Annotated in this window: 21 protein-coding genes; 7 read left to right on the top strand and 14 right to left on the bottom strand. The window is 76.2% G+C overall.

Going from position 1 to position 20909, the window contains the following annotated elements:
- Positions 1-42 precede the first annotated feature (42 nt).
- The 3 genes from GCU67_RS07600 to pknB all read right to left on the bottom strand — a co-directional run bounded on the left by GCU67_RS07600 (position 43) and on the right by pknB (position 3627).
- Positions 43-1206: a S8 family peptidase gene (locus GCU67_RS07600; protein ID WP_163610481.1), complete on the bottom strand. Its 1164-nt coding sequence runs from the start codon at positions 1204-1206 to the stop codon at positions 43-45.
- Positions 1207-1348: 142 nt separating this feature from the next.
- On the bottom strand, positions 1349-1597 hold the full coding sequence (locus GCU67_RS07595) for a hypothetical protein (protein WP_163610480.1): 249 nt from the start codon (positions 1595-1597) through the stop codon (positions 1349-1351).
- Positions 1598-1608: 11 nt separating this feature from the next.
- On the bottom strand, positions 1609-3627 hold the full coding sequence (gene pknB / locus GCU67_RS07590) for a Stk1 family PASTA domain-containing Ser/Thr kinase (RefSeq protein ID WP_163610479.1): 2019 nt from the start codon (positions 3625-3627) through the stop codon (positions 1609-1611).
- Between the two features lie 399 nt (positions 3628-4026).
- Here pknB and GCU67_RS07585 point away from each other — a divergent pair, with 399 nt between their 5' ends.
- A complete protein-coding gene (locus GCU67_RS07585) occupies positions 4027-4350 on the top strand; it encodes an Rv2175c family DNA-binding protein (protein ID WP_163610478.1) in 324 nt (107 codons plus the stop codon).
- 18 nt (positions 4351-4368) lie between these two features.
- Here the strand turns inward: GCU67_RS07585 and GCU67_RS07580 are convergent, their stop codons facing one another.
- Genes GCU67_RS07580 through GCU67_RS07570 form a run of 3 tightly spaced genes read right to left on the bottom strand, consistent with a single transcriptional unit; the run spans position 4369 to position 7975 of the window.
- Positions 4369-5310 carry a phytoene/squalene synthase family protein gene (locus GCU67_RS07580; protein WP_163610506.1) on the bottom strand — a complete coding sequence of 314 codons (942 nt, stop codon included), beginning with the start codon at positions 5308-5310 and terminating at the stop codon, positions 4369-4371.
- 2 nt (positions 5311-5312) lie between these two features.
- Positions 5313-6830, bottom strand: coding sequence for a phytoene desaturase family protein (crtI, locus tag GCU67_RS07575; RefSeq protein WP_163610477.1), 1518 nt, complete (start codon positions 6828-6830; stop codon positions 5313-5315).
- On the bottom strand, positions 6827-7975 hold the full coding sequence (locus tag GCU67_RS07570; protein WP_163610476.1) for a polyprenyl synthetase family protein: 1149 nt from the start codon (positions 7973-7975) through the stop codon (positions 6827-6829). The genes crtI and GCU67_RS07570 overlap by 4 nt, the downstream gene beginning before the upstream one ends.
- A gap of 92 nt (positions 7976-8067) precedes the next feature.
- Here GCU67_RS07570 and metF point away from each other — a divergent pair, with 92 nt between their 5' ends.
- Positions 8068-8997 carry a methylenetetrahydrofolate reductase [NAD(P)H] gene (gene metF / locus GCU67_RS07565; protein WP_163610475.1) on the top strand — a complete coding sequence of 310 codons (930 nt, stop codon included), beginning with the start codon at positions 8068-8070 and terminating at the stop codon, positions 8995-8997.
- Between the two features lie 15 nt (positions 8998-9012).
- On the opposite strand, the gene GCU67_RS07560 is transcribed toward metF, so the two are convergent.
- Positions 9013-9630, bottom strand: coding sequence for a hypothetical protein (locus GCU67_RS07560; RefSeq protein WP_163610474.1), 618 nt, complete (start codon positions 9628-9630; stop codon positions 9013-9015).
- A 133-nt stretch (positions 9631-9763) separates the two neighbouring features.
- Here GCU67_RS07560 and GCU67_RS07555 point away from each other — a divergent pair, with 133 nt between their 5' ends.
- Genes GCU67_RS07555 through GCU67_RS07545 form a run of 3 tightly spaced genes read left to right on the top strand, consistent with a single transcriptional unit; the run spans position 9764 to position 12608 of the window.
- Positions 9764-10870, top strand: a complete 1107-nt coding sequence (locus GCU67_RS07555; protein WP_338104859.1) for a sigma-E factor regulatory protein RseB domain-containing protein — start codon at positions 9764-9766, stop codon at positions 10868-10870.
- Positions 10867-11802 carry an ABC transporter ATP-binding protein gene (locus tag GCU67_RS07550; protein WP_163610505.1) on the top strand — a complete coding sequence of 312 codons (936 nt, stop codon included), beginning with the start codon at positions 10867-10869 and terminating at the stop codon, positions 11800-11802. Before GCU67_RS07555 ends, GCU67_RS07550 begins: the two co-directional genes overlap by 4 nt.
- Positions 11799-12608 (top strand): ABC transporter permease, encoded by an 810-nt coding sequence (locus GCU67_RS07545; protein WP_163610472.1) that lies wholly within the window; start codon positions 11799-11801, stop codon positions 12606-12608. Before GCU67_RS07550 ends, GCU67_RS07545 begins: the two co-directional genes overlap by 4 nt.
- A 178-nt stretch (positions 12609-12786) precedes the next feature.
- Here GCU67_RS07545 and GCU67_RS07540 read toward each other — a convergent pair whose 3' ends face one another.
- Positions 12787-13608: a lipase family alpha/beta hydrolase gene (locus GCU67_RS07540; protein WP_338104858.1), complete on the bottom strand. Its 822-nt coding sequence runs from the start codon at positions 13606-13608 to the stop codon at positions 12787-12789.
- 53 nt (positions 13609-13661) lie between these two features.
- Here GCU67_RS07540 and GCU67_RS07535 point away from each other — a divergent pair, with 53 nt between their 5' ends.
- The gene (locus GCU67_RS07535; RefSeq protein WP_163610471.1) at positions 13662-14354 is read left to right on the top strand and encodes a CDP-alcohol phosphatidyltransferase family protein; all 693 of its coding nucleotides are present in this window, start codon (positions 13662-13664) and stop codon (positions 14352-14354) included.
- A gap of 117 nt (positions 14355-14471) precedes the next feature.
- Positions 14472-15449, top strand: coding sequence for a carbohydrate kinase family protein (locus GCU67_RS07530; protein ID WP_163610470.1), 978 nt, complete (start codon positions 14472-14474; stop codon positions 15447-15449).
- Between the two features lie 79 nt (positions 15450-15528).
- Here GCU67_RS07530 and GCU67_RS07525 read toward each other — a convergent pair whose 3' ends face one another.
- The 6 genes from GCU67_RS07525 to GCU67_RS07500 form a co-directional block, all read right to left on the bottom strand.
- Positions 15529-16185 carry a flavin reductase family protein gene (locus GCU67_RS07525; protein ID WP_338104857.1) on the bottom strand — a complete coding sequence of 219 codons (657 nt, stop codon included), beginning with the start codon at positions 16183-16185 and terminating at the stop codon, positions 15529-15531.
- 16 nt (positions 16186-16201) lie between these two features.
- On the bottom strand, positions 16202-17314 hold the full coding sequence (locus GCU67_RS07520) for a glycosyltransferase family 2 protein (RefSeq protein WP_338104856.1): 1113 nt from the start codon (positions 17312-17314) through the stop codon (positions 16202-16204).
- A complete protein-coding gene (locus GCU67_RS07515) occupies positions 17311-18090 on the bottom strand; it encodes a carotenoid biosynthesis protein (protein ID WP_163610469.1) in 780 nt (259 codons plus the stop codon). Before GCU67_RS07515 ends, GCU67_RS07520 begins: the two co-directional genes overlap by 4 nt.
- Positions 18087-19712 (bottom strand): phytoene desaturase family protein, encoded by a 1626-nt coding sequence (locus GCU67_RS07510; protein WP_338104861.1) that lies wholly within the window; start codon positions 19710-19712, stop codon positions 18087-18089. Before GCU67_RS07510 ends, GCU67_RS07515 begins: the two co-directional genes overlap by 4 nt.
- A 74-nt stretch (positions 19713-19786) precedes the next feature.
- A complete protein-coding gene (locus tag GCU67_RS07505; RefSeq protein WP_163610468.1) occupies positions 19787-20365 on the bottom strand; it encodes a GNAT family N-acetyltransferase in 579 nt (192 codons plus the stop codon).
- Positions 20362-20901: a YbaK/EbsC family protein gene (locus GCU67_RS07500; protein WP_163610467.1), complete on the bottom strand. Its 540-nt coding sequence runs from the start codon at positions 20899-20901 to the stop codon at positions 20362-20364. The genes GCU67_RS07505 and GCU67_RS07500 overlap by 4 nt, the downstream gene beginning before the upstream one ends.
- Between the last annotated feature and the right edge of the window lie 8 nt (positions 20902-20909).

Below are 20909 nucleotides of genomic sequence, written 5' to 3'. Positions count from 1 at the left end.
CGGCCGCACGGTGCGGACGACCCGGCCCCGGGTGCGGTCGACTCAGTACGCGCTGAAGAGCAGGTCGTTGGCCGCCGTCCGGCTGGTCTTCACCCGGTCCTTGGTGGTGGCCCCCAGCACGGCGGCGGAGACCGCCGCCGGGCTTGCCGCCGGGTTGCCCTGCAGGTAGAGCGCGGCCACGCCGGCCACGTGCGGGGTCGCCATCGACGTCCCGCTGATGGTGTTCGTCGCCGTGGCGGAGGTGTACCAGTCGCTGGTGATGCCGACGCCGGGGGCGAACAGGTCGACGCAGGAGCCGTAGTTGCTGAACGAGGCGGGGGCGTCGGTGCGGTCGGTGGCGCCCACGGTCAGTGCGGCTGGCACCCGGGACGGCGAGCCACCGCAGGCGTCCTGCGGGACCCCGCGGGCGTTGCCGTTGCCCGCGGCCACCGCGTAGGTGACGCCGTCGGCGATGGAGCGCTGCACGGCCGCGTCGACCGCGGTGCTGGCCCCGCCACCCAGGCTCATGTTCGCCACGGCGGGGGCGCCGGCCTGGTGGTCGGCGGTGACCCAGTCGATGCCGGCGATCACCCCGGCGTTGGTGCCGCTGCCCGCGCAGTCCAGCACCCGGACCCCCACCAGGCGCACGCCCTTGGCGACGCCGTACTTCGCCCCACCCACGGTGCCGGCGACGTGGGTGCCGTGGCCGTTGCAGTCGTCGGCGGGGCCGCCGTCCACGGCGTCGTAGCCGGACACCGCGCGGCCGGCCAGGTCGGCGTGGTCGAGCCGGACGCCGGTGTCGATGACGTAGGCGGTGACCCCGGCGCCGGTGGCGGTGTAGTTGTAGCTGCTGCTCAGCGGCAGGGCCCGCTGGTCGACCCGGTCCAGGCCCCAGGTCGCGCCGGTCTGGGTCGCGGCCAGCTGCACCGGCTGGTCGAGCTCCACCGACGCCACCCCGGGCAGCGTCGACAGCCGCGAGGCCACGGTGGTGGGCAGCGTGACGGCGAACCCGGTCAGCGCCGCGGTGTACACGTGGTCGACCTCGCCGCCGAGCCGCTGCACGGCCTGGGCCGCGACGGCCGCCGCGGGGGAGCCGGGGGTGAGAGTGACGATGTAGGTCTCCCGTGCCTGCGGGGCGGCGGACGCGGTGCCGGCCCCGACCCCGGTCACCGTCAGGGCGGTGACGGACAGGGCGCTGAAGGCCAGCGTGGTCAGACGGGTGCGCATGGGCGGAGGCTCTCCTCGATGCGGTGAGGCCGCACTCTCTGGTGCGACACGGACACGTCGAGTGAAACCCGCCGGTCTTCGCGGTGGAAGCCCCGGGCCGGTGGGATCGTTTGCGCCGGGCGCGTCGCCGGCGTTGGGCGTGTCAGCCGGCGACCGTGGCCCGACCTGCGAGGACACCGTCCCGCAGGGCGCACAGCAGGGAGATGTCGCGGGCGTGGCCGTCGTCCTCGCTGGGCGCCTCGACCACCACCGGGACTCCGGAGACCGCCGGGTGGGTCAGCAGCTCGGCGAGGGGTGCGGCGCCGATCGAGCCGGCGTCGGTCCGCGGGCGAGACCGCCCGTGACCTGGACCCGCGCGCCGACCGGCGGCGGGGTGTGCGGCGGAGGTCACGGGTACGCGGGTCAGCCGAACGTCGCGAGGATGGTCACGGTGGTGCCCAGGTCGACGGTCTCGCCGGCGCCGGGGGTCTGCCGGATGACCCGGTTGCCGAAGAACTGCTGCACCTCGACGACCAGGCCGGCCTCCTCCAGGACGCGCTGCGCATCCTCCCGGCTCTGGCCGATCACGTCGGGCACGGCGACCTGCGGCAGGCCCTCGGAGACGATGATGGTGACCGCGCTGCCGTAGGGCTGCGGGTCGTCCGCGGGACCGGGGCTGACCGCCATGACCGTGCCGACGGGCACCGAGGCGGTCCGGCCGGTGTCGCTCTCCACGGTGAAGCCGAGCTGCTCCAGCGTCGACTGCGCGGCCTCCGGCGACTGGCCGACGACGTCGGGCACGTCGACCGGCGCCGGTCCGGAGGACACGACGACGGTGACGGTGTCGCCGCGCTTGAGCTCGGTGCCGGGGGCGGGCTGGAAGGCGATGACGTCGTCGCGCGGCACGTCGGCGCTGGAGTCGTCGGTGCGGGCGACCGTCACCCCGGGCAGGTCGGTGGACAGCCGGGCCAGCACCTGGTCGACGGGCTGGCCGACCAGCTCCCCGGCGACGGTGAAGCGCTCGGGGCCCTTGGAGGTCACCAGCTGCACGTCGGTGCCGCGGATCGCCTCGCCCTGCGCGGGGTCGGCGGAGATGACCGCGCCCTCGGGGAGCTCCTCGCTGAACTCCTGTGGGCCGAGCTCGGGGTCCAGCCCGGCCTCCTGGAGCAGGCCGATGGCGGTGTCCCGGTCCTTGCCGACCAGGTCGGGGACGTCGGTCCAGCGCCCGGTGCCCAGCCACCACGCCACCGCGCCGATGGTGACGGCCAGCAGCAGCACCAGGGCGACGGCGAGCCGGGCCCGGCGCCGCCGGATGTGCTGCGGCACGCCGGGGCGCACGGGGGAGGGGCGTGCCCGGCCGACGGCGGTGGTCGGGCCACCGCCCATGCCGGGCAGCACGGTGGTGCCGCGGCCGCGGTCGTCGCGCACTCCGGCGAACACCTCGGTGCGCGGGTCGCCGACGGGGTTGCTGTGCCGCCCACCGGGCGAGCTGGGGTGGCGCGGGCGGGGCGCGGTCGGCCGGTTGATCGGCCGCAGCGTGGCGGTGGGGTCGCCGGCCGGGCGGCCGGTGGGCACCGGCACCCGGGCCAGGCCGAGGTCGGCGCGCAGGTCGGTGAGCTCGGCGAGGAACGCGCCGGCATCCAGCGGCCGGCCGCCCGGGTCGCGGCGGGTGGTGCGGGCGACCAGCTCGTCGACCTGCCACGGCACGCCGGGCACCTCGGCCGACGGTGCGGGGACGTCGTGGTGCACGTGCTGGTAGGCCACGGCCAGCGCGCTGTCGCCGACGTAGGGCGGGTGCCCGGTGAGCAGCTCGTAGAACATCACGCCGGCGGCGTAGACGTCGCTGCGGGCATCGCTGCGACCGCGCTCGAGCTGCTCGGGGGACAGGTAGGCGACGGTGCCGATCAGCACGCCGCCGGTGTGGCTGGTCTGACCGGTGCCGGCCACCGCGCGGGCCAGGCCGAAGTCGGCGACCTTGACCTGTCCGTCGGTGGCGATCAGGACGTTCTCGGGCTTGACGTCGCGGTGGGCGATGCCGGCCCGGTGGGCGGCGGTCAGCCCGGCCAGCACCGGCTCCAGCACGGCGAACGCCTCACCGACGGTCAGCCGGCCGCGGGCCTGGAGCAGGTCGCGCAGCGTGCGGCCGCGGACCAGCTCCATGACCAGGAAGACCAGCCCCTGGTCGGAGCCCTGGTCGCTGACGGAGACGACGTTGACGTGGCTGAGCATCGCGGTGGCCCGGGCCTCGCGGGTGAACCGGTCGACGAACGCCGGGTCGTGGGCCAGGTGCTCGGCCATCACCTTGACCGCGACGGTGCGGTGCAGGCGCAGGTCGGTGGCGGCGTAGACGGTGGACATGCCGCCGCGGGCCAGGCGCTCCTCGAGGCGGTAGCGCCCCTCGAGGACGAGGCCGACCACGGGGTCGGTCACGACGGTCTCCACGAGGGCGAGTCTAGGAGCGCCGACCGCGTCCGGGACGCGCCGACGCGGGTCGCCACGTCACGGGACGGACACCCGTCGACAGGAGTGACCAGGCGGACGCGTGGGACGACCGAGCGTGGTCGGGGAGTGCCCCGGGTGGTCAGTGGGACGGCTGGGGGACGACGGTGCGCCACCCGCGTGTCCAGCTCCGGCACCGGGTGCGGGACGGCCTGGGGACGGCGGCTGGTCGCCGTGCGCGCGAGGTGTCCGGTCCACACGCACCCATGGTGTGCGCTGACCCTGGCAGCAGGCTGCCGGTGGGGCGCGCCACGCCGTCAGGACCGTTGCCGGCGCCCGGCGGGGCGCCGGGTGACCGGCCGCCCGTTCGCCGGCCCGCCCGGCGCCATAGGCTCGGCGGTCATGGACACGCTCACCCCCGCTGAGGTCGCCGCGCAGCTCGGCGTCTCGACCAACAAGGTCCGCCAGCTGATCGCCGAGCGGAAGCTGATGGCCGTGCCCGGCAGCGGCAACAGCAAGATCCCCGCCGACTTCATCCAGGACGGCGCCGTCCTCAGGCACCTGCCGGGCCTGCTCACCGTCCTCTACGACGGCCGGTTCTCCGACGAGGAGGCCTTCGAGTGGCTGTTCCGCGTCGACGACTCGCTGCCGGGCACCCCGATCGAGGCGCTGCGGGGCGACCGGCACACCGAGGTCACCCGCCGGGCCCAGGCGCTCGCGCTCTGACCTGCTCCCCGGCCGCGGCTACGGCCGGGTCGCGGCCGGGGACCTGCTGACCACCCGGGCGAGCTGGGCGGCGGACAGCCGGCGGGCGAAGACGGCGAGCCGGCGCGGCCTCGACACCCGCACCCGGCCGTCGAGCACCCGGTACCCCGCCCGCTCGATCTCGGTGAGGATGCCGCCGTAGAGGTCGGTCGCGGCGCGCACGCAGTCCCGCGACTCCCGGGCCAGCATCGGCGTGCCCAGCGCGGCGTCGTCGTAGCGGCGGCGGGTGACGTCGACCATCTCCCGCATCAGCGCGGTGAAGCCGGGGGTGTGCTCCCGGGCGGCCAGCTGCTCGCGGGTCACCCCGTGCGCGGCCATCATGTCCTCGGGCAGGTAGACCCGCCCGCGGTCGACGTCCTCGGCGACGTCGCGGAGGAAGTTGGTCAGCTGGAACGCCTCGCCGAGCGCGATCGCGTGCGGGGCGGCCTCCTCGCGGGGCACGCCGGGGGCGGTGCCCAGCACGGGCAGCACCTGCAGCCCGATCACCGACGCCGAGCCCCACATGTACCGGTCCAGCGCGGCCAGGTCCGGGTAGCCGGTGACGTCGAGGTCGCTGGTCATCGCGGCCAGGAAGTCGACCAGGTGCTCCAGCGGGATGTCGTAGCGGCGGTAGGTGTGTGCCAGCGCCAGCCGCACCGGGTCGTCGGACCAGCCGGCTTCGACCTCGGCGAGCGCAGCCCGCGACCAGGCCAGCAGCTCGCCCTGGGGGTCCCGGCCGGGCTCGTCGGCGCCGACGTCGACGATGTCGTCGGCCACCCGGGCCGCGGCGTAGAGCGCGTGGACGGCTGCCCGGCGGTCGGGGGTGAGCAGCCGGGTGGCCAGGAAGTAGGACTTGCCGTGCTCGGCGGCGATCCCGCGGCACACCGCGTAGGCGGCGTCCAACTGCTCCTGCTGGGCGGCGCGGGTGGCCGGAGGAGCCATGGTCACGCCGGCACCGGGCCGGTGATCCGCTCCGCGGCCAGCCGCCCGCTGATGACCACCATCGGCACCCCGACGCCCGGCTGCACCGACGAGCCGGCCAGGACGACGTTCTCCGGGCCGCTGCGGGGCAGCGTCGAGGGCCGGAACGGGCCGGTCTGACCGAAGGTGTGGGCCAGCGCGAACGGCGTCCCGGCGACCATGCCCTGGGCCTCCCAGTCGCGGGGGTCCAGCAGCTCCTCCACCTCGATCGCGTCGCCGATGCCGGTCCAGCCGCGGGCCTCCAGGGTGGCCAGCAGCTCGTCGCGGTAGGGGCCGCGCAGCCGGGGCCAGTCGATGTCTGGGTTGCCGCCGCTGCGCGGGTCCAGGTTCGGGGTGGGCGCCACGACGCTGAGCACCTGCCCGCCCTCGGGGGCCAGCGAACGGTCGGTCACCGACGGCATGCTGATCAACAGGCTCGGGTCGCTCATCGGCCGCCCGTCACGGGTCAGCTCGTCGAACACCTGCTGCCAGGACTCGCCGAAGCTGATCGTGTGGTGCGCCTGGCCGGGCAGCTCGGCCCTGACGCCCAGGTGCAGGGCCACGCAGGACGGCGAGTAGACCGGCCGGCGCGGGCCGCGCAGCCCCGGCACCAGCCGGTGCGGGGCGTCGGCGGTGACGACGACGGCATCGGCGGGCAGCAGGTCGCCGCCGGCCAGCGCGACGCCGGTGACCCGGCTGCCGGAGGTCTCCAGCCGGTCGACCTCGGTGCCGTAGCGGAACTCGACCCCGGCCGCGGCCGCGGCGGCGGCCATCGCCCGGGGGACGGCGCCGATCCCGCCCCGGGGGTGCCAGACCCCGGCGCCGATGTCGAGCTGGGCGATGACGGCGTAGGCCGCGATCGCCTTGAACGGCGAGACGCCGGCGTAGAGGGCCTGGAAGCTGAACAGCCGGCGCAGCCGGTCGTCGGTGAAGAAGCCCTCGACGTGGTTCGACAGCCGGCGGAAGCCGCCCCGGCGGACCAGCTGGAGCAGCTCGGGGCCCACCAGGTCCAGCGGGGAGTCGAGGTTGCGGTCGATGAAGGTGCGCAGCTGCAGCTCGTAGAGCTCGGCCAGGTCGTCGAGGTAGCGCAGCAGGGCCGCGGCCTCACCCGGCCCGCACAGCGCCTCGACCTCCGCGGCGAAGGCGGTCCGGTCGGCGTGCACGTCCAGGTGCGAGCCGTCGGCGAACTGCGCCCGGTAGGTGGTGTCCAGCGGGGTGAGGGTGAGGGTGTCCTCCATCCGCGCGCCGAGGGCGGCGAACGCGTCGGAGACGACCTCGGGTGCGGTGAAGACCGAGGGCCCGGTGTCCAGGGCGTACCCCCGGCGCTCCACGCGGCCGGCACGGCCGCCGGGGCCGGGGCAGCGGTCGACGACGGTGACCTCGCGGCCGGCCCCGCGCAGCCGCATGGCCGCCGACAGCCCGGCCAGGCCGGCGCCGATGACGACGACCCGGTCGGTGCGGCCCGGGACGGTGCGCAGCGGACGGTTCAGGAAGGTGCTCATGCCGTGCGGGTGGTGGCGGCGACGGCCAGGGCGTCCAGCGCCTGGCGGGCGTCGTCGGCGATCGGTGCGCGGGCGATGGCCGCGCGGGCGGCCTGGGTCTGCTCGGCGATCCGTTCCTCCACCCGGGACAGGGCGCCGCTGCGGGTCATCAGCGCGCGGACGCCGTCGAGCTCGGCGTGGTCGGCGCCGCTGTCGCCCAGGGTCGCGGCCAGCAGCGCGCGGCCGGCGTCGTCGGTGGCCTCCTCGGTGAGGGCGACCAGCAGCGTGCGCTTGCCCTCGCGCAGGTCGTCGTCCACGGACTTGCCGGTGACCGCGGGGTCGCCGAACACGCCCAGGACGTCGTCCCGCAGCTGGAAGGCCTCGCCCAGGGGCAGGCCGATCGCGCTGCAGGCGTCCATGGCCGCGGGCCCGGCGCAGGCCAGCGCCGCCCCCAGCTGGAGCGGGCGCTGCACCGTGTAGCCGGCGCTCTTGAAGCGGGCGACCTTCAGCGCACCGGCCGGGCCGGGCAGACCGCCGGCGGCGCGCAGCAGGTCCAGGTACTGCCCGGCGGTGACCTCGGTGCGCATGGTGTCCCAGACCGGGCGGACCCGGGCCAGGGCGGCGGTGGAGATGCCCGAGCGGCGCAGCAGCTCGTCGGACCAGACCAGGGCCAGGTCACCGACCAGGATGGCGGCACCGATGCCGAACGCGGCGCCGTCGCCGTGCAGGGCGCCGTCGCCGTGCCGGTCGGCGAACCCGACGTGCGTGGCCGGGCGGCCGCGACGGGTGTCCGCGGCGTCCATGACGTCGTCGTGCACGAGGGCGGAGCTGTGCACCAGCTCCAGGGCGGCCACCGCCCGCAGCACGGCGTCGTCGGCCTCGACCTCGGCACCCGAGGCGCCGGCGAAGCCGCGCCAGCCCCAGTAGGCGAAGGCCGGGCGTAGCCGCTTGCCGCCGCTGGCGACCGCGACGACCTCGTCGGCGACCGGCACCAGCTCCTCGGCCATGCCGGCCAGCGTCTCGCGCTGCTCGACGAGGAAGGTGGAGAGGGCCCGCTCGACGGCGGCCCGCAGCCGGCCGAGGTCGGCGACCGCGAAAGCGGGCGTTCCGGCGGTCTCGGTGGGGCTCCCCGTGGAGGGTTCGCGCTGCTGCGTCCCGACTGTCACCAGGCGAGTATCGCCCAACTCGGCGTGGCGCGATCGCTCCCGGGCACGACAGGGTGCCGATCGGGGGCCCGACGCCCGTACGATCGACTCCCGTGACCGGCACCGTGCGCGAGCTGCTCGACCAGGGGCGGCCGACCTGGTCCTTCGAGTTCTTCCCCCCGAAGGACGACGCCGGGGAGGGGCAGCTGTGGACGGCGCTGCGTGAACTCGAGCGCCTGCAGCCCTCGTTCGTCTCCGTCACCTACGGCGCCGGCGGCTCCACCCGCGAGGGCACCGTCTCGGTGACCGAGCGGATCGCCACCGACACCACGATGCTGCCGCTGGCCCACCTGACCGCCGTCGACCACAGCGTCGCCGAGCTGCGGCACGTGATCAGCCGGCTGGCCGCGTCCGGGGTGCGCAACCTGCTGGCGCTGCGGGGCGACCCGCCCGGTGCCGACCCGCAGGCGGAGTGGGTCGCCCATCCCCAGGGGCTGCGGTACGCCGCCGAGCTGGTCGAGCTGATCAAGGACATCGGCGACTTCTCCGTGGGCGTGGCCGCCTTCCCCGAGCAGCACCCGCGCTCGCCGGACCTGGAGTCCGACACCGACATGTTCGTCGCCAAGGCCCGGGCCGGCGCCGACTTCGCGATCACCCAGATGTTCTTCCGGGTGGAGGACTACCTGCGGCTGCGTGACCGGGTCGCCGCACGCGGCTGCGACGTGCCGATCATCGCCGGGGTCATGCCGGTGACCAGCGCCAAGCAGATCACGCGGATCGTGCAGCTGTCCGGGCAGGCGTTCCCCGACGAGCTGGGCGAGCGGTTCGCCGAGCTGGACGGCGACACCGCCCAGGACAAGCGGGCGATGCGTGCCTACGGCGTCGAGGTGGCCACCCAGATGTGCCAGCGGCTGCTCGCCGAGGGCGTGCCCGGCATCCACTTCATCACCATGAACCGCTCCACGGCCACCCGCGAGGTGTACGCGAGCCTGGCCGGGGAGGGCGTCGACACCGGGGCGCCGGCCGCGGTGCTGGCGGTCTGAGCCCGCACCCGGCGCTCAGCTGCTGAGCAGCTGCTCGGCCTCCTCCGCCGCCCGGCGCAGGCCCTCCCGTTCGGCGGCGTAGCCACCGACGACGCCGACCACCGGCAGCTGGGCCAGCGCGCGGTGCCGCAGCTTGCCCTTGGGACGGGCGTCGAGGGCGTCGTCGATCCGGCTCAGCAGCCGGGCGGCCCGCCACAGGCTGCGGGCCGCGCCGTCCAGGCCGGACCGGTCGGTGCCCAGCGCCTCGTCGACGTAGCTGCCCCTCGCCCGGGTCAGCAGCGGGGCGACCCGGTCGGCGGGCAGGTCGCGGTCCAGCAGCACCCGGGCCAGCAGCGAGATGCGCGCGGGCGGGTCGAGGACGTCGTGCTCGCCGGCCACCCCGAGGACGACGAGGGCCTGCACCGCCGAGCCGACGGTGTTCTGCAGCGGCAGCAGGTCGGCGAGCTTGCCGGCCAACCGCGGTGCGGCCGAGACCCCGGCGGCGACCCGGCTGACCCGCTCGGCCCACCAGGCGGCGCGCCGGGCGATGTGCACCCGGGGCGGGCGGCCGAGGCGCTCGGCCAGCGGGGTGAGCCTGCGGTCGACCCGGCGGAGGACGTCGACGACCACGGCGTCGCTGATCGGGGCGGCCATGGGCACCGACCGTAGGGGGCCGGGCGGGCCGTCGCACGTCGTCCTCCCCGGAGGTCCTCGCCGGGTGCTGCCTGGTCGTCGCGCTGGGCTGAGCGCCCGGCCGGGCACAGGATGCCGACGTACCGTGGCCCGCGTGGGGCGACGGCGGACCGGTGCAGCCCGCCGGTGGGCGGCCGTCGGCGGCGGTGTCGCGGTGCTGCTGGCCCTGCCCCCGCTGATCGGGGCGCTGCCGGCGTCGGACGCCGGCACCTCGGCCGCCGACCTGCGCCGGGCCGCGCTGGACTCCACGGGCGTGGCCTTCGCCGGCTACGCGCAGGCCGCCGGCGGGCTGGCGCTGCCGGTGGGGGAGCAGCTGACCGGCGTCGCGGACCTGCTCAGCGACCGGACGACGATGCGCACCTGGTACCGCGGCGTGGGCGACTGGCGGGTGGACGTCGTCTCGCCCACCGGGGAGACCGGCGTGCACGCCGACGCCAGCGGCACCTGGACCTGGGACTACGTGGCCAACGCGGCGACCCGCACCGCGGACACCGCGCTGGCCCTGCCCAGCGCCCCGGACCTGCTGCCCAGCGCGCTGGGCCGCCGGCTGCTGTCGGAGGCCGGGGACGCCGAGCTCAGCCGCTTCGGCGCCGACCGGGTCGCCGGCCGGGACGCGCTGGGGCTGCGGGTCGTGCCGGCCGAGGAGTCGGCGTCGGTCGGCCGGGTCGACGTGTGGGTGGACGCGGCCAGCGGGCTGCCACTGCGGGTGCAGGTGTTCGGCGCGGCCGGTGGCGAGCCCGCCGTCGACACGTCCTTCCTGGAGCTGGACCTCACCACCCCGCCCGCCGAGGTCGTCGACTTCGCCGTCCCGGCCGCCGCGGGGATCCGCGAGGGCCAGGCCCCGCAGCTGCTGCTGGCGGCCACCCGCGGCACCCGCGACAGCACCCTGGTGCTGCCCGCCGCCCTGGCCGGCCTGGACCGCCGCACGATCGAGGGCGCGCCCGCCCGGGTCGGCGTCTACGGCCGCGGGGTCACCCTGCTCACCGTCGGCGCCCTGCCCGGCCGCGCGTCGGACGGGCTGCGCACCGCGCTGGCCGGTGCGCCCGGCGCGGTGGTGGACGACCTCGGCGTCCGGATCGCCGCCGGGCCGCTGGGGCTGATGCTGGCCGACGGCCCCGACGGCGCGGTGCTGCTCACCGGCACCGTCACCCTCGACGCGCTGGCCGCTGCGGCCACCGAGCTCACCGGAGAGGCACCCTGAGCACCGTCATCGGCACCACCGGCCTGGTCAAGCGCTACGGCCGGCTGCGCGCGGTCGACGGCATCGACCTCGACGTCCGCGCCGGCGACGTCTACGGCTTCCTCGGCGCGAACGGCTCGGGCAAGACCACGACCGTGCGGATGCTGCTCGGCCTCGTGCTGCCCACCGAGGGGGAGGTGCAGCTGCTCGGCGAGCCGATGCCGACGCGGGCGCGCCGGGTGCTGCCCCGGGTGGGCGCGCTGATCGAGGGCCCGGCGCACTACGGCCACCTGTCCGCCCGGGCCAACCTGTCGCTCCTGGACGCCGCCGGGCCCGGGGGGTCCCGCCGCACCCGGACCGCGCGGATCGACACGGTGCTGGAGCAGGTCGGCCTGGCCGGGGTGGGCCGGCGGCCGGTGAAGGACTTCTCCCTCGGGATGCGCCAGCGGCTGGGCCTGGGTGCCGCGCTGCTGCGCCGCCCCGAGCTGTTGGTGCTCGACGAGCCGACCAACGGGCTGGACCCGCAGGGCATCCACGAGATCCGCGACCTGCTGCTGGAGCTCAACCGGGCCGGGACGACGGTGTTCCTCTCCAGCCACCTGCTGGCCGAGGTCGAGCAGCTGTGCACCCGGGTCGGCGTGCTCGACCGCGGGCGGCTGGTGCTGCAGGACCAGCTGGCCACCCTCACCGCGCCCACCGGCGCCACCGTCGTGGAGACCCCCGACGCCGACCGGGTGCGCGCCGCGCTCGACGGCCGGGTGCTGCGGACCTCCGTCGGGCGGGCCGTGGTGCGCGGCGCCGACCCGGCCGAGGTCAACGCCGCGCTGGTCGCCGCCGGGGTGCCGGTGACCGGGCTGGCGCTGGAGCGCCCGACCCTGGAGGAGGTGGTGCTGGCCGCGGCGAGCACCAGCGCCGACCGGGTCGACGCGCCGGGCGAGCGGTCGCGCCGGTGATCGCCGTCGAGCTGCGCAAGCTGTTCCGCCGTCCTCGCACCTGGGTGACGATCGGCATGCTCAACGCCCTGCCGGTGCTGGTGGCCGTGCTGCTGGCGGTCACCGACCTCGCGCCGCGGCCGGGGGAGGGGCCGGTGTTCCTCTCCGCCGTGCTCACCAACGGCACGCTCTACCCGCTGGCCGCGCTGGCCATCGTGCTGCCGCTGTTCCTGCCGATCGCGGTCTCCGTCGTCGCCGGAGAGGCGATCGCCGGGGAGGCCCAGGCCGGCACGCTGCGGTACCTGCTGGCCCGCCCGGCCGGGCGCACCCGGCTGCTGGTGGCCAAGCTGGTCTCGGTCATCGCGTTCGTGTTGGTCACCGTGGTGGTGGTGGCAGCGGTGGGCTACGTGGTCGGGCAGCTGCTCTTCGACGTCCAGCCGATCGGTGGGACGACGCTGTCGGGCACCACCATCACCCCCGAGCAGATCGCCTGGCGGACGGTGCTGGCGATCGGCTACATCACCGTCTCGATGCTGGGGGTGGCCGCGTTCGCGCTGTTCTTCTCCACCCTCACCGACTCGCCGCTGGCCGCGGCGCTCGGTGCGCTGGCGGTGCTCATCGCCTCGTCGCTGCTGTTCACCCTCGACGCGGCGTCGTCCTTCGCGCCCTACCTGCCCACCCGCTACTGGCTGGCCTTCGTCGACCTGTTCCGCGAGCCGGTGCTGTGGCGCGACATCGTGCGCGGTATCGGGCTGCAGGCCGTCTACGTCGTGGTGCTCGTCAGCGCGGCCTGGGCCAACTTCACCACCAAGGACATCACCTCCTAGCGGTCCCGCCGCCGTCCTCCGGCTGTGCAGCGTTGATCAGGTGACCTGATCACCGTGCGTCCCCCCGCACCAACGCTGGTGCAGGGGGACAGCTGCTGGTGCAGGGGGACGTCGCCCGGGCCGTCGCTCGGACCGCTGCGGGCGACCGCCCGGACCCCGGTCGGCTCCTCGGGGCGGGTCAGCCCTGCCGCAGCCGGGCGCAGTCGCCCGGGCCCAGCGGCACCGGGGGCCCGGTGGCGAGCTGGGCGAGCACGATGCCCTGGACGACGGCGTCGGTGGGCAGCTGCCCGTGCGTCACCCGGGAATCGGCGCACACCGACTGCACGGTGAGGTCGAGCGCGCCGGCCAGCTCCGCGGAGTCCGGCGGGGTGACGGTCTGGTCGGCGGTGGTCCACACCGACACCCAGTCCGGGCCCTCGGGCGTCTCGTCGCCGGCGTTGAGCCCGGCGAGCAGGTCGCTGGTGGTGGTCAGCTGCTGGCAGGCCTGCGGGCACTCGGCGGGCAGCACGCCGGCGGCCAGGTCGGCCAGCGTCGTGCCGTGGTGCGGCGAGCCCAGGGTGACCACCCGCCGGGCCTGGTCGGCGCCGCCGTCGGCGGCCCACAGGCGGGCGATCACCCCGCCGGCGGAGTAGCCCACGACGTCCACGCTGCCGGCGCCGGTGCGGGCCAGCGCGTCGTCCACGGCCGTGCCAAGCGCCTCGGCGGAGGCGGTCATGTCGCCGGTGCCGCCGTCGGGCACCGCGACGACGGTGGCGTCCCGGCCGGTGGCGGTGAGCCGGTCGGCGAGCACCTGCAGCGAACCGGTCGAGCCGCCGTACCCGGGCACCAGGAGGACCGGCCCCGGCGTCTGCTCGGCGGCCGGCGCCGTCCGGTCGGCCTCGGGACCGGTCAGCCGCGGGACGACGAGGACGGCGGCGATGCCGGCCGCGGCGACGACGAGGACGGCGAGCAGCGCCACCACCAGGCGGCGGCGGGCGGGGGAGAGGCCGGCGAGCACCACCCCACTGTCCCTGCCCGTGCCGGGACGTGCCCGCGACGTGGTGGACTGACCCGGTGCTGAGCCGTGACGAGTACCTGGCGGCCTGGTCGCGGTGGCACGGCGACACCGACCCGGCCGACAGCCGGTGGGTGCACGGCTGGCTGACCCTGGCCTACACCCTCGCCGTCCCGCTGGCGCGGCTCTCCCCGCTGGTGGCCACCGCGCTGGGCCTGGTGGTGGCCGGGGCCGCGGTGGGGCCGGCGGCGGCCGGGGGTGGCTGGCTGGTCGTGTGCGGCCTGCTGATCGGGTTGTCGGGCTTGCTGGACTCCCTGGACGGCGCGCTGGCCATCGCCGGCGGCCGGGCGTCCCGGCGCGGGTTCGTGCTGGACTCCGCGGTCGACCGGCTCACCGAGGTCGCCTACGCGCTCGCCTTCTGGGTGGCCGGGGCGCCGGGCTGGCTGGCCGTGGCCTTCGGCGCGCTGTGCTGGCTGCCGGACTACCTGCGCGCCCGCGCCGGGCAGGCCGGGGTGAGCGAGACCGGGGCCATCTCGGTGTGGGAGCGCCCCACCCGGGTGGTCATGTCCGCGTTCGGGCTGGGCGGTGCGGGGGTGGTCGCGCTGCTGGGCATCGAGGTCGGCGGGCACGACGTGGTGGCCGTGCTGGTCACCGCCGGGGCGGCCGTCGGCTGCCTGCTGGGCGTCGTCGGCACCACCCAGCTCGGCGTCCAGCTGCGCCGCGCGCTGGGCGAGGAGACCCCGGCCGGCTGACCGCCCCGCGCGGCCGGCCGGGGCGGCTCCTACCCTGGAGCGGTCCCGCGCCCGGTCCCGGCCGGGGCTCGACCGGCCGCTCGATGGCCGTTGTCCCCCCGGAGAGAGCAGCCCCTCATGCCCGTCGTCGTGACCGGTTCGATCGCCACCGACCACCTGATGACCTTCCCCGGGAAGTTCACCGACCAGTTCGTCGAGGGCAAGATGGAGAACGTCTCGCTCTCCTTCCTGGTCGACGACCTGGTGCAGCACCGCGGCGGCGCGGGCGCGAACATGGCCTACGGGCTGGGGCTGCTCGGCCTCTCCCCGGTGCTGGTCGGGGCGGTGGGCAGCGACTTCGCCGACTACGACGCCTGGCTGACCCGGCACGGCGTTGACACCAGCAGCGTCCGGTGGTCGGAGATGAAGCACACCGCCCGGTTCACCTGCACCACCGACGTGGCCAACAACCAGATCGCCTCGTTCTACTCGGGCGCCATGAGCGAGGCCTCGATGATCGAGCTGGCCCCGGTCGAGCACCGGGTCGGCGGCCTGGACCTGGTGATCATCGGGCCGAACGACCCGACCGCGATGGTGCAGCACACCGCCGAGTGCCGGGAGCGCGGCTACCCCTTCCTCGCCGACCCCAGCCAGCAGCTGGCCTGGGCCGACGGGGAGATGATCCGCGACCTGGTCGACGGCGCAGACCTGCTCTTCACCAACGAGTACGAGCACGCCCTGCTGCTGCAGAAGACCGGCTGGGACGACGCCGAGGTGCTCGCCCGGGTCGGCACCTGGGTCACCACCCGGGCCGCGGACGGCGTGGTCGTCGAGCAGGCCGGGACCGAGCCGGTCCACGTCATCGCCGTCCCGGAGACCAAGCCGGTCGAGCCCACCGGCGGTGGCGACGCGCTGCGCGCCGGCTTCGTCGCCGCCCGGCAGTGGGGGCTGGGCCTCGAGCGCGCCACCCAGGTCGGCTCGGCGGTCGCCACCGCCGCCGTCGAGGTCGTCGGCACCCAGGAGTACTCGCTGCCCCGCGAGCTGTTCCTCGAACGCTTCGCCGCCGCCTTCGGCGCCGACGCCGCCGACGAGGTCGCCCCGCACCTGCCGTCCTGACGGCCCGTCGAGGAGGGGCCATGTTCGCGAAGATGGCCCCTCGACGGGTCCTCGAGGGCGGAAGTGGCCACTTCCGCCGTCAGTCGCCGCGGAGCTGCTCGCCGATCGAGGGGTCCTCGGTCCAGGTGGCGTAGGGGATGCGGCGGATCTCCTTCACCTCGCCGATCGTCGCCCACTCGTTGCCGCCCAGGCGGGCGAGCGGGCGCAGGTGCTCGATCCGCGGGCGGCCGTCGCGGACGGCGGCGGTGTGGACGGCGATGTGCCGCACCTGCCCGAACACCACGGTGCTGTCGCCCAGCCGCAGCGTCGAGTGCAGCGTGCACTCCAGCGACACCGGTGACTGCGCCACCCGCATCGCCGCGACGGTCTCGCTGGGCTCCAGGCGGACGCCGGTGTGCTCGGCCTCGCTCTCCTCGGGCGGGAAGTCGGTGCCGGTGGCGTTGGCCTGCTCGAACATCGACTCCGGGGTGAGGTTGACCGTGAAGTCCCCGGTCGCCTCGGCGTTGACCAGGGAGTCCTTGCGGCCCACCGAGGTGAACTGCACGATCGGCGGGTCGACGCAGGCCACCGTGTAGAACGAGTGCGGCGCCAGGTTGTGCACACCCTCGGCCGAACGGGTCACGACCCAGGCGATCGGGCGGGGGACGACGACGGAGTTGAGCACCCGGTAGAAGGCGCCCGTCTCCATCTGCCCGGGGTCGAAGCCGGTGCGCGGGGGACTGCTGGGCTCGGTCACCGCCCCATCGTCGCGCTCAGCGCGGGACGGTCAGCGTGCGGCCCCGCCAGGTCAGCTCACCGCGGCGGTGGGCGCGCAGCGAGCGGGCCACCAGCAGGTCCAACAGCGCCACCGACACCGGGTGGGCCAGCGCGTCGGGCCACACCCGCCCGCCGGTGCCGGCCGCGACGACCGCCCGGTTCAGCACGCCGGCCGCGTAGCCGACCAGTCCGGCCCGCGACCCGGTCAGGGCCGCCAGCGGGGGGAGCACCCAGACGGCGCCCAGCGCCACGGCGGCCCCGGCCGACGCCGCCGGGTGCCCGCCCAGCGCCGACCACAGCGACTTCGTGTAGCCGTCGCGGACCGCCGGCCAGCCGTCGTACATCCGGCAGGTGGCCAGCGTCGACCCGTCGACGACGACCCCGCGCCCGCCGGCGGCCTTGACCGCACGCAGCAGGGCGATGTCCTCCAGGACCTCACCGCGCACCGCCGTGTGCCCGCCGGCCCGCTCGTACGCCGCGCGCCGCACCACCAGGAACTGGCCGTTGGCCGCGGCCAGCGAGGGCCGGGGCGAGCGCTCGGCCGGCCGCAGCGGCAGCAGGGTGGCCCACAGCCACTGCTGGAGCGGCTGCACCAGCCGCTCGGCCGCAGTGCCGGTGAGCTGCCGCGGCCAGGGTGAGACGAGGTCGAGGCCGGCGTCGTCCAGCACGGCGACGGCCGAGGCGATCGCGTCGGGCATCAGCCGGACGTCGGCGTCGAGGAACACCAGCAGGTCGGCGTCCCCGGCGGCGGCCGCGCCCTGGGCGCAGGCGTTCGGCTTGCCCAGCCACCCCGGACCCGGCGGCCGGGCGGTGCGCACCTGCACCCGGGGGTCGACCGGGACCCGGTCGGGGGTGCCGTCGGTGGAGCCGTCGTCGACCACCACCACGCGCAGTCCCGGCACACCGCGCTGGTCCAGCAGCGCGGCCAGGCACCCCTCGATCTGGTCGGCCTCGTCCCGGGCCGGCACGACCACGGTGACCCGGCGGTCGACCGCCCGCGGCGCGAGCGGGGGACGGCGCAGCAGCGCGGTGTTGACCGCCGCGTGCGCGGCAGCGAGCACCGACAGCCCGGCGCACGCCTGCACCAGCCGGTGCGCCGCCGGACTCACCGTCGGCGGACCAGCGCGACGATCACCGGCGCCGCCAGGGCGACGCCCCACACGGCCGACCCGGGGAGGTCGAGCCAGACCGCGTGCGCCAGCGCCCCGCCCAGCACCATCCAGGCCAGCGTGAGCAGCGGTGCGGTGTCGCCGATGCGGGGCGAGGTCGCGGTGCGGGCCACGAGCAGGTCCAGCAGCGTCATCAGCACCAGCCCGGCGACCAGCCAGCCGGCCAGGTTGGTCAGCGGCACCGTGTCGATGCCGGGCAGCCCCGGCGTGGGGTGCGCCCAGCGCCAGAAGCCGGCCTGCACCAGCTGCGGGTCCAGCACGACGTCCCAGGCGGCGAAGACGTAGGCGGCCACGAGCACCCGCAGCGGGCGCGACCCCGGGGCCAGCCGCCGGGCGAGGACCCAGCTCGGCCAGGCCATCATCAGCCAGGCCAGCGGCACCAGGAACGGGACGCCGAGCAGCGTGGGGCCCAGCACGTCGCTGTAGTCGTAGGTGCCGTACGGGAAGCCGGTCGACAGCCCCAGCGCCTCGAACCCGACGGCGACCACGGCGACGAGCACCAGCACCCCCAGGCCGGTCCGGGCGCCGCGGCTGACCCAGGCGTGGCTGATCGCGGCCGCGGAGCCCAGCAGCACGATCACCCAGCTGATGCCGGTGCGGGCCGAGCCGCCGGACAGCGGGTAGGCGATCGCGGTGGCCAGCAGCGCCACGGTCAGCGCCAGCGGCAGCCAGCCCGGCGCCGGCCGGGTGCGCCCGGGGACGGCGGTGGCCGTCACCGCCCCGTCCTGGCCGCCAGCCGGCTCCGCACCCCCGCCCGCAGCCCGGCGCGCAGCCGCGCGGCGGGACGGCGGTCGGCCAGCACGATCCGCGCGGCGGTACGCCCGGAGTTGCCCGAGACCCCGCCGCCGGGGTGGGTGGAGGCACCGGCCAGGTACAGCCCGTCCAGCCCGGGGACCCGGTGGCCGGACAGCGCGGGGGTGGGCCGGAAGCCGAACATGCTGGCCAGGCTCATCTCCACGTGCATGACGTTGCCGCGCAGCAGCGACAGCTCCCGCTCCAGCTTCAGCGGGGTCTGGACGTACATCCGCTGCACCGAGCCGGCGAAGCCGGGGGCGTACCGGTCGACCGCGGCGACGAGCTGCTGGGCGGCGTCCTCGGCCAGGTCGTCCCAGTGGCTGCCGTCGGCGAGGGCGTAGGGGTACCACTGGCCCCAGATGGTGACCACGTGCTGCCCCTCGGGGGCCAGCGTCGGGTCGCTCGCGGAGAACGACATGGCCAGCGGCACCGGCTCGCGGGGGAGCTCCCCGGCGAGGTAGTCACCGTGCGCCCGGGCCAGCTGGGCGCGGTCGGTGCACAGCAGCTGCAGGCCCTGCAGGGCCTCCTCGCCGACGCCGGGGTAGTCGGGCAGGGCGTCGGTCTGGCAGCGCAGCACCAGGCCGAAGCCGTTGCCCAGCGGCGGGTCCGCGTCGGCCAGCGCCGGCGGGGCGTCGTCCCCGGCGAGGGCCTTCGTGGCGAGCACGTGGCAGGCGGCGACGACGACGCGGGCGGTGATCCGCCGTCCGGACACCGTCTGCACACCGGTCACCCGCCGGGCGCCGTCCGGGCCCTCGACCAGCAGCCGGGCCGCGCCGTCGCCGAGGGTGACCCGGCCGCCATCGGCGGTCAGCCGGGCTGCGAGGGCCTGGGTGAGCCCGCCGGAGCCGCCCACCGGGTGGCCGGGCGGGACGTCGTGCAGCAGCGCCACCCAGCCGACCATCGCCGCGGTGCCGGGCTCGGACATCGGCGGGCCGGACTGCGCGCCGAACCAGGCCAGGGCGGCCTTGAGCCGCTCGTGGGTGAACCAGCGGTCGAGCAGGGCGTCGCCGGAGCCGATGAAGTCGGTGGCGATCTCGCCGCCCGGGGTGCGCGGCTGGCCGCGGCGGGGGGCGCCCACCGGCCACAGGTGCCGAACCAGCTGGACCGGGCCGGGCCGGTCGCCGAAGGCCTTGACGACGGCGGCGCTGCGCGGGCCCCACACCTCGACGAAGCGGCGGTAGGCCGTGGCGTCGGCCTCCCCGCACGCAGCGGCGATGGAGGCGCAGGTGGCGTCCAGGTCGACGGAGAACACCAGCGGCTGCCCGTCCGGGCCGGGGTCGCCGGGCACCGGGGCGGGCGCGAAGGCCCATGGGTCGCAGTCGATGTAGCGCAGCCCGAACCGGTCGAGCTCCAGCTCCTCGACCACCCCGCTGTGCCGGATGATCACGTGCGCGCTGGACCCGCGGTCGACCCGGACGCCGGGCCACCGCTCGACCGTGGAGACCGCGCCGCCCAGCACCTCGTCGGACTCCACCACCTCCACCCGCAGCCCGGCCTTCGCCAGGTGGGCGGCGGCGACCATGCCGTTGTGCCCGGAGCCGATGACGACGGCGTCGACGGTGGTGTCGCCGGGCGGCGCGGGGACGGCGGTGTCCTGCGGCGAGCTGGGAACGGCGATCAGTCCTTCCGGACAGGCGGGGCCAGCGGCAGGCGGGCACCCAGGATGGCGAAGGGGCGGGAGTCGCCGGGGAAGTGGTGGCCCCGGGCGAGGTCGACGAAGCCGTCGGCGTGGTAGAGCCGGAACGCCTTGGTGTCGGTGTCGGGCGTGCTCAGCAGCGCCACCGGGGAGTCGGCGTCGGCGACCAGGGCGTGCAGCAGCTGCCGGCCCAGCCCGCGGCTCTGGTGGTCTGGGTGCACGTGCAGCTCGCAGACCTCGAAGGCGCCGGGCAGCCACTGCTTCGCCGTCCGCCGGTCCAGGGCGTTGCGCACCTGGTCGTGCCACCACTGGCCGGGCGCGACCAGGTAGCCGTAGCCGAAGCCGACCAGCCGCTCGCCGTCCGGCGTCTCCACGAACGCCCCGACCGCGCGGAAGCCGGTGCGCTCGGTGTGCTGGACGGCGTAGCCGTAGCGACCGGCGACGACGGCGTCGCCGTAGCCCATCGCCGCGCCGTAGATGGCCAGCGCATCGTGCAGGTGCTCGCGCATCCAGGGGGTGGGCAGCTCGACGACCCGGGTCGCCGGGGTCGTGCCGGTCACGAGGCCACCGCCTCGGGGTGCGGCGCCGTGCCGAGCTCGACCGACGGGCCGGGACCGACCTCGGCGGGGGTGCCGTCGGTCAGCCGCAGCAGCTCGGTGTAGCTGGTCGGGAAGACGGTGTGCGGGTGACCGGCGGCCGCCCAGACCTGCGTGTGCCGGGCCAGCTCGACGTCGACCAGCGTGCCGATGGGCTCGGGGTGCCCGACCGGGGCGACGCCGCCGATGGCCTGCCCGGTGTGCTGCCGGACGAACTCTGGGGTGGCCCGGACGACCGCCGGGACGCCGAGCAGCTCGGCCACCAGCGGCTCGGACACCCGGTGCGCGCCGCTGGTCAGCACCAGCAGCGGCTGGCCGCCCACGTCGAACACCAGGCTGTTGGCGATGGCGCCGACCGGCACGTCGAGCCCGGCGGCCGCCTCGGCCGCCGTCCGGGCGCTGTCGGGCAGCACGCGCACCTCACCGGGGACGCCGGCGGCGCGCAGCAGCTGCACGACCTCGGCGACCCGGGGGTGCTGCGGGATCTCCGCTGAGGTCATGCGCGCGA

It is taken from the genome of Modestobacter muralis (genome assembly GCF_010682105.1).
In the GTDB taxonomy this organism is placed as follows: domain Bacteria; phylum Actinomycetota; class Actinomycetes; order Mycobacteriales; family Geodermatophilaceae; genus Modestobacter; species Modestobacter muralis.
Note: the sequence above shows the minus strand (reverse complement) of the source record. Positions and strands in the feature narration are given on the sequence as shown.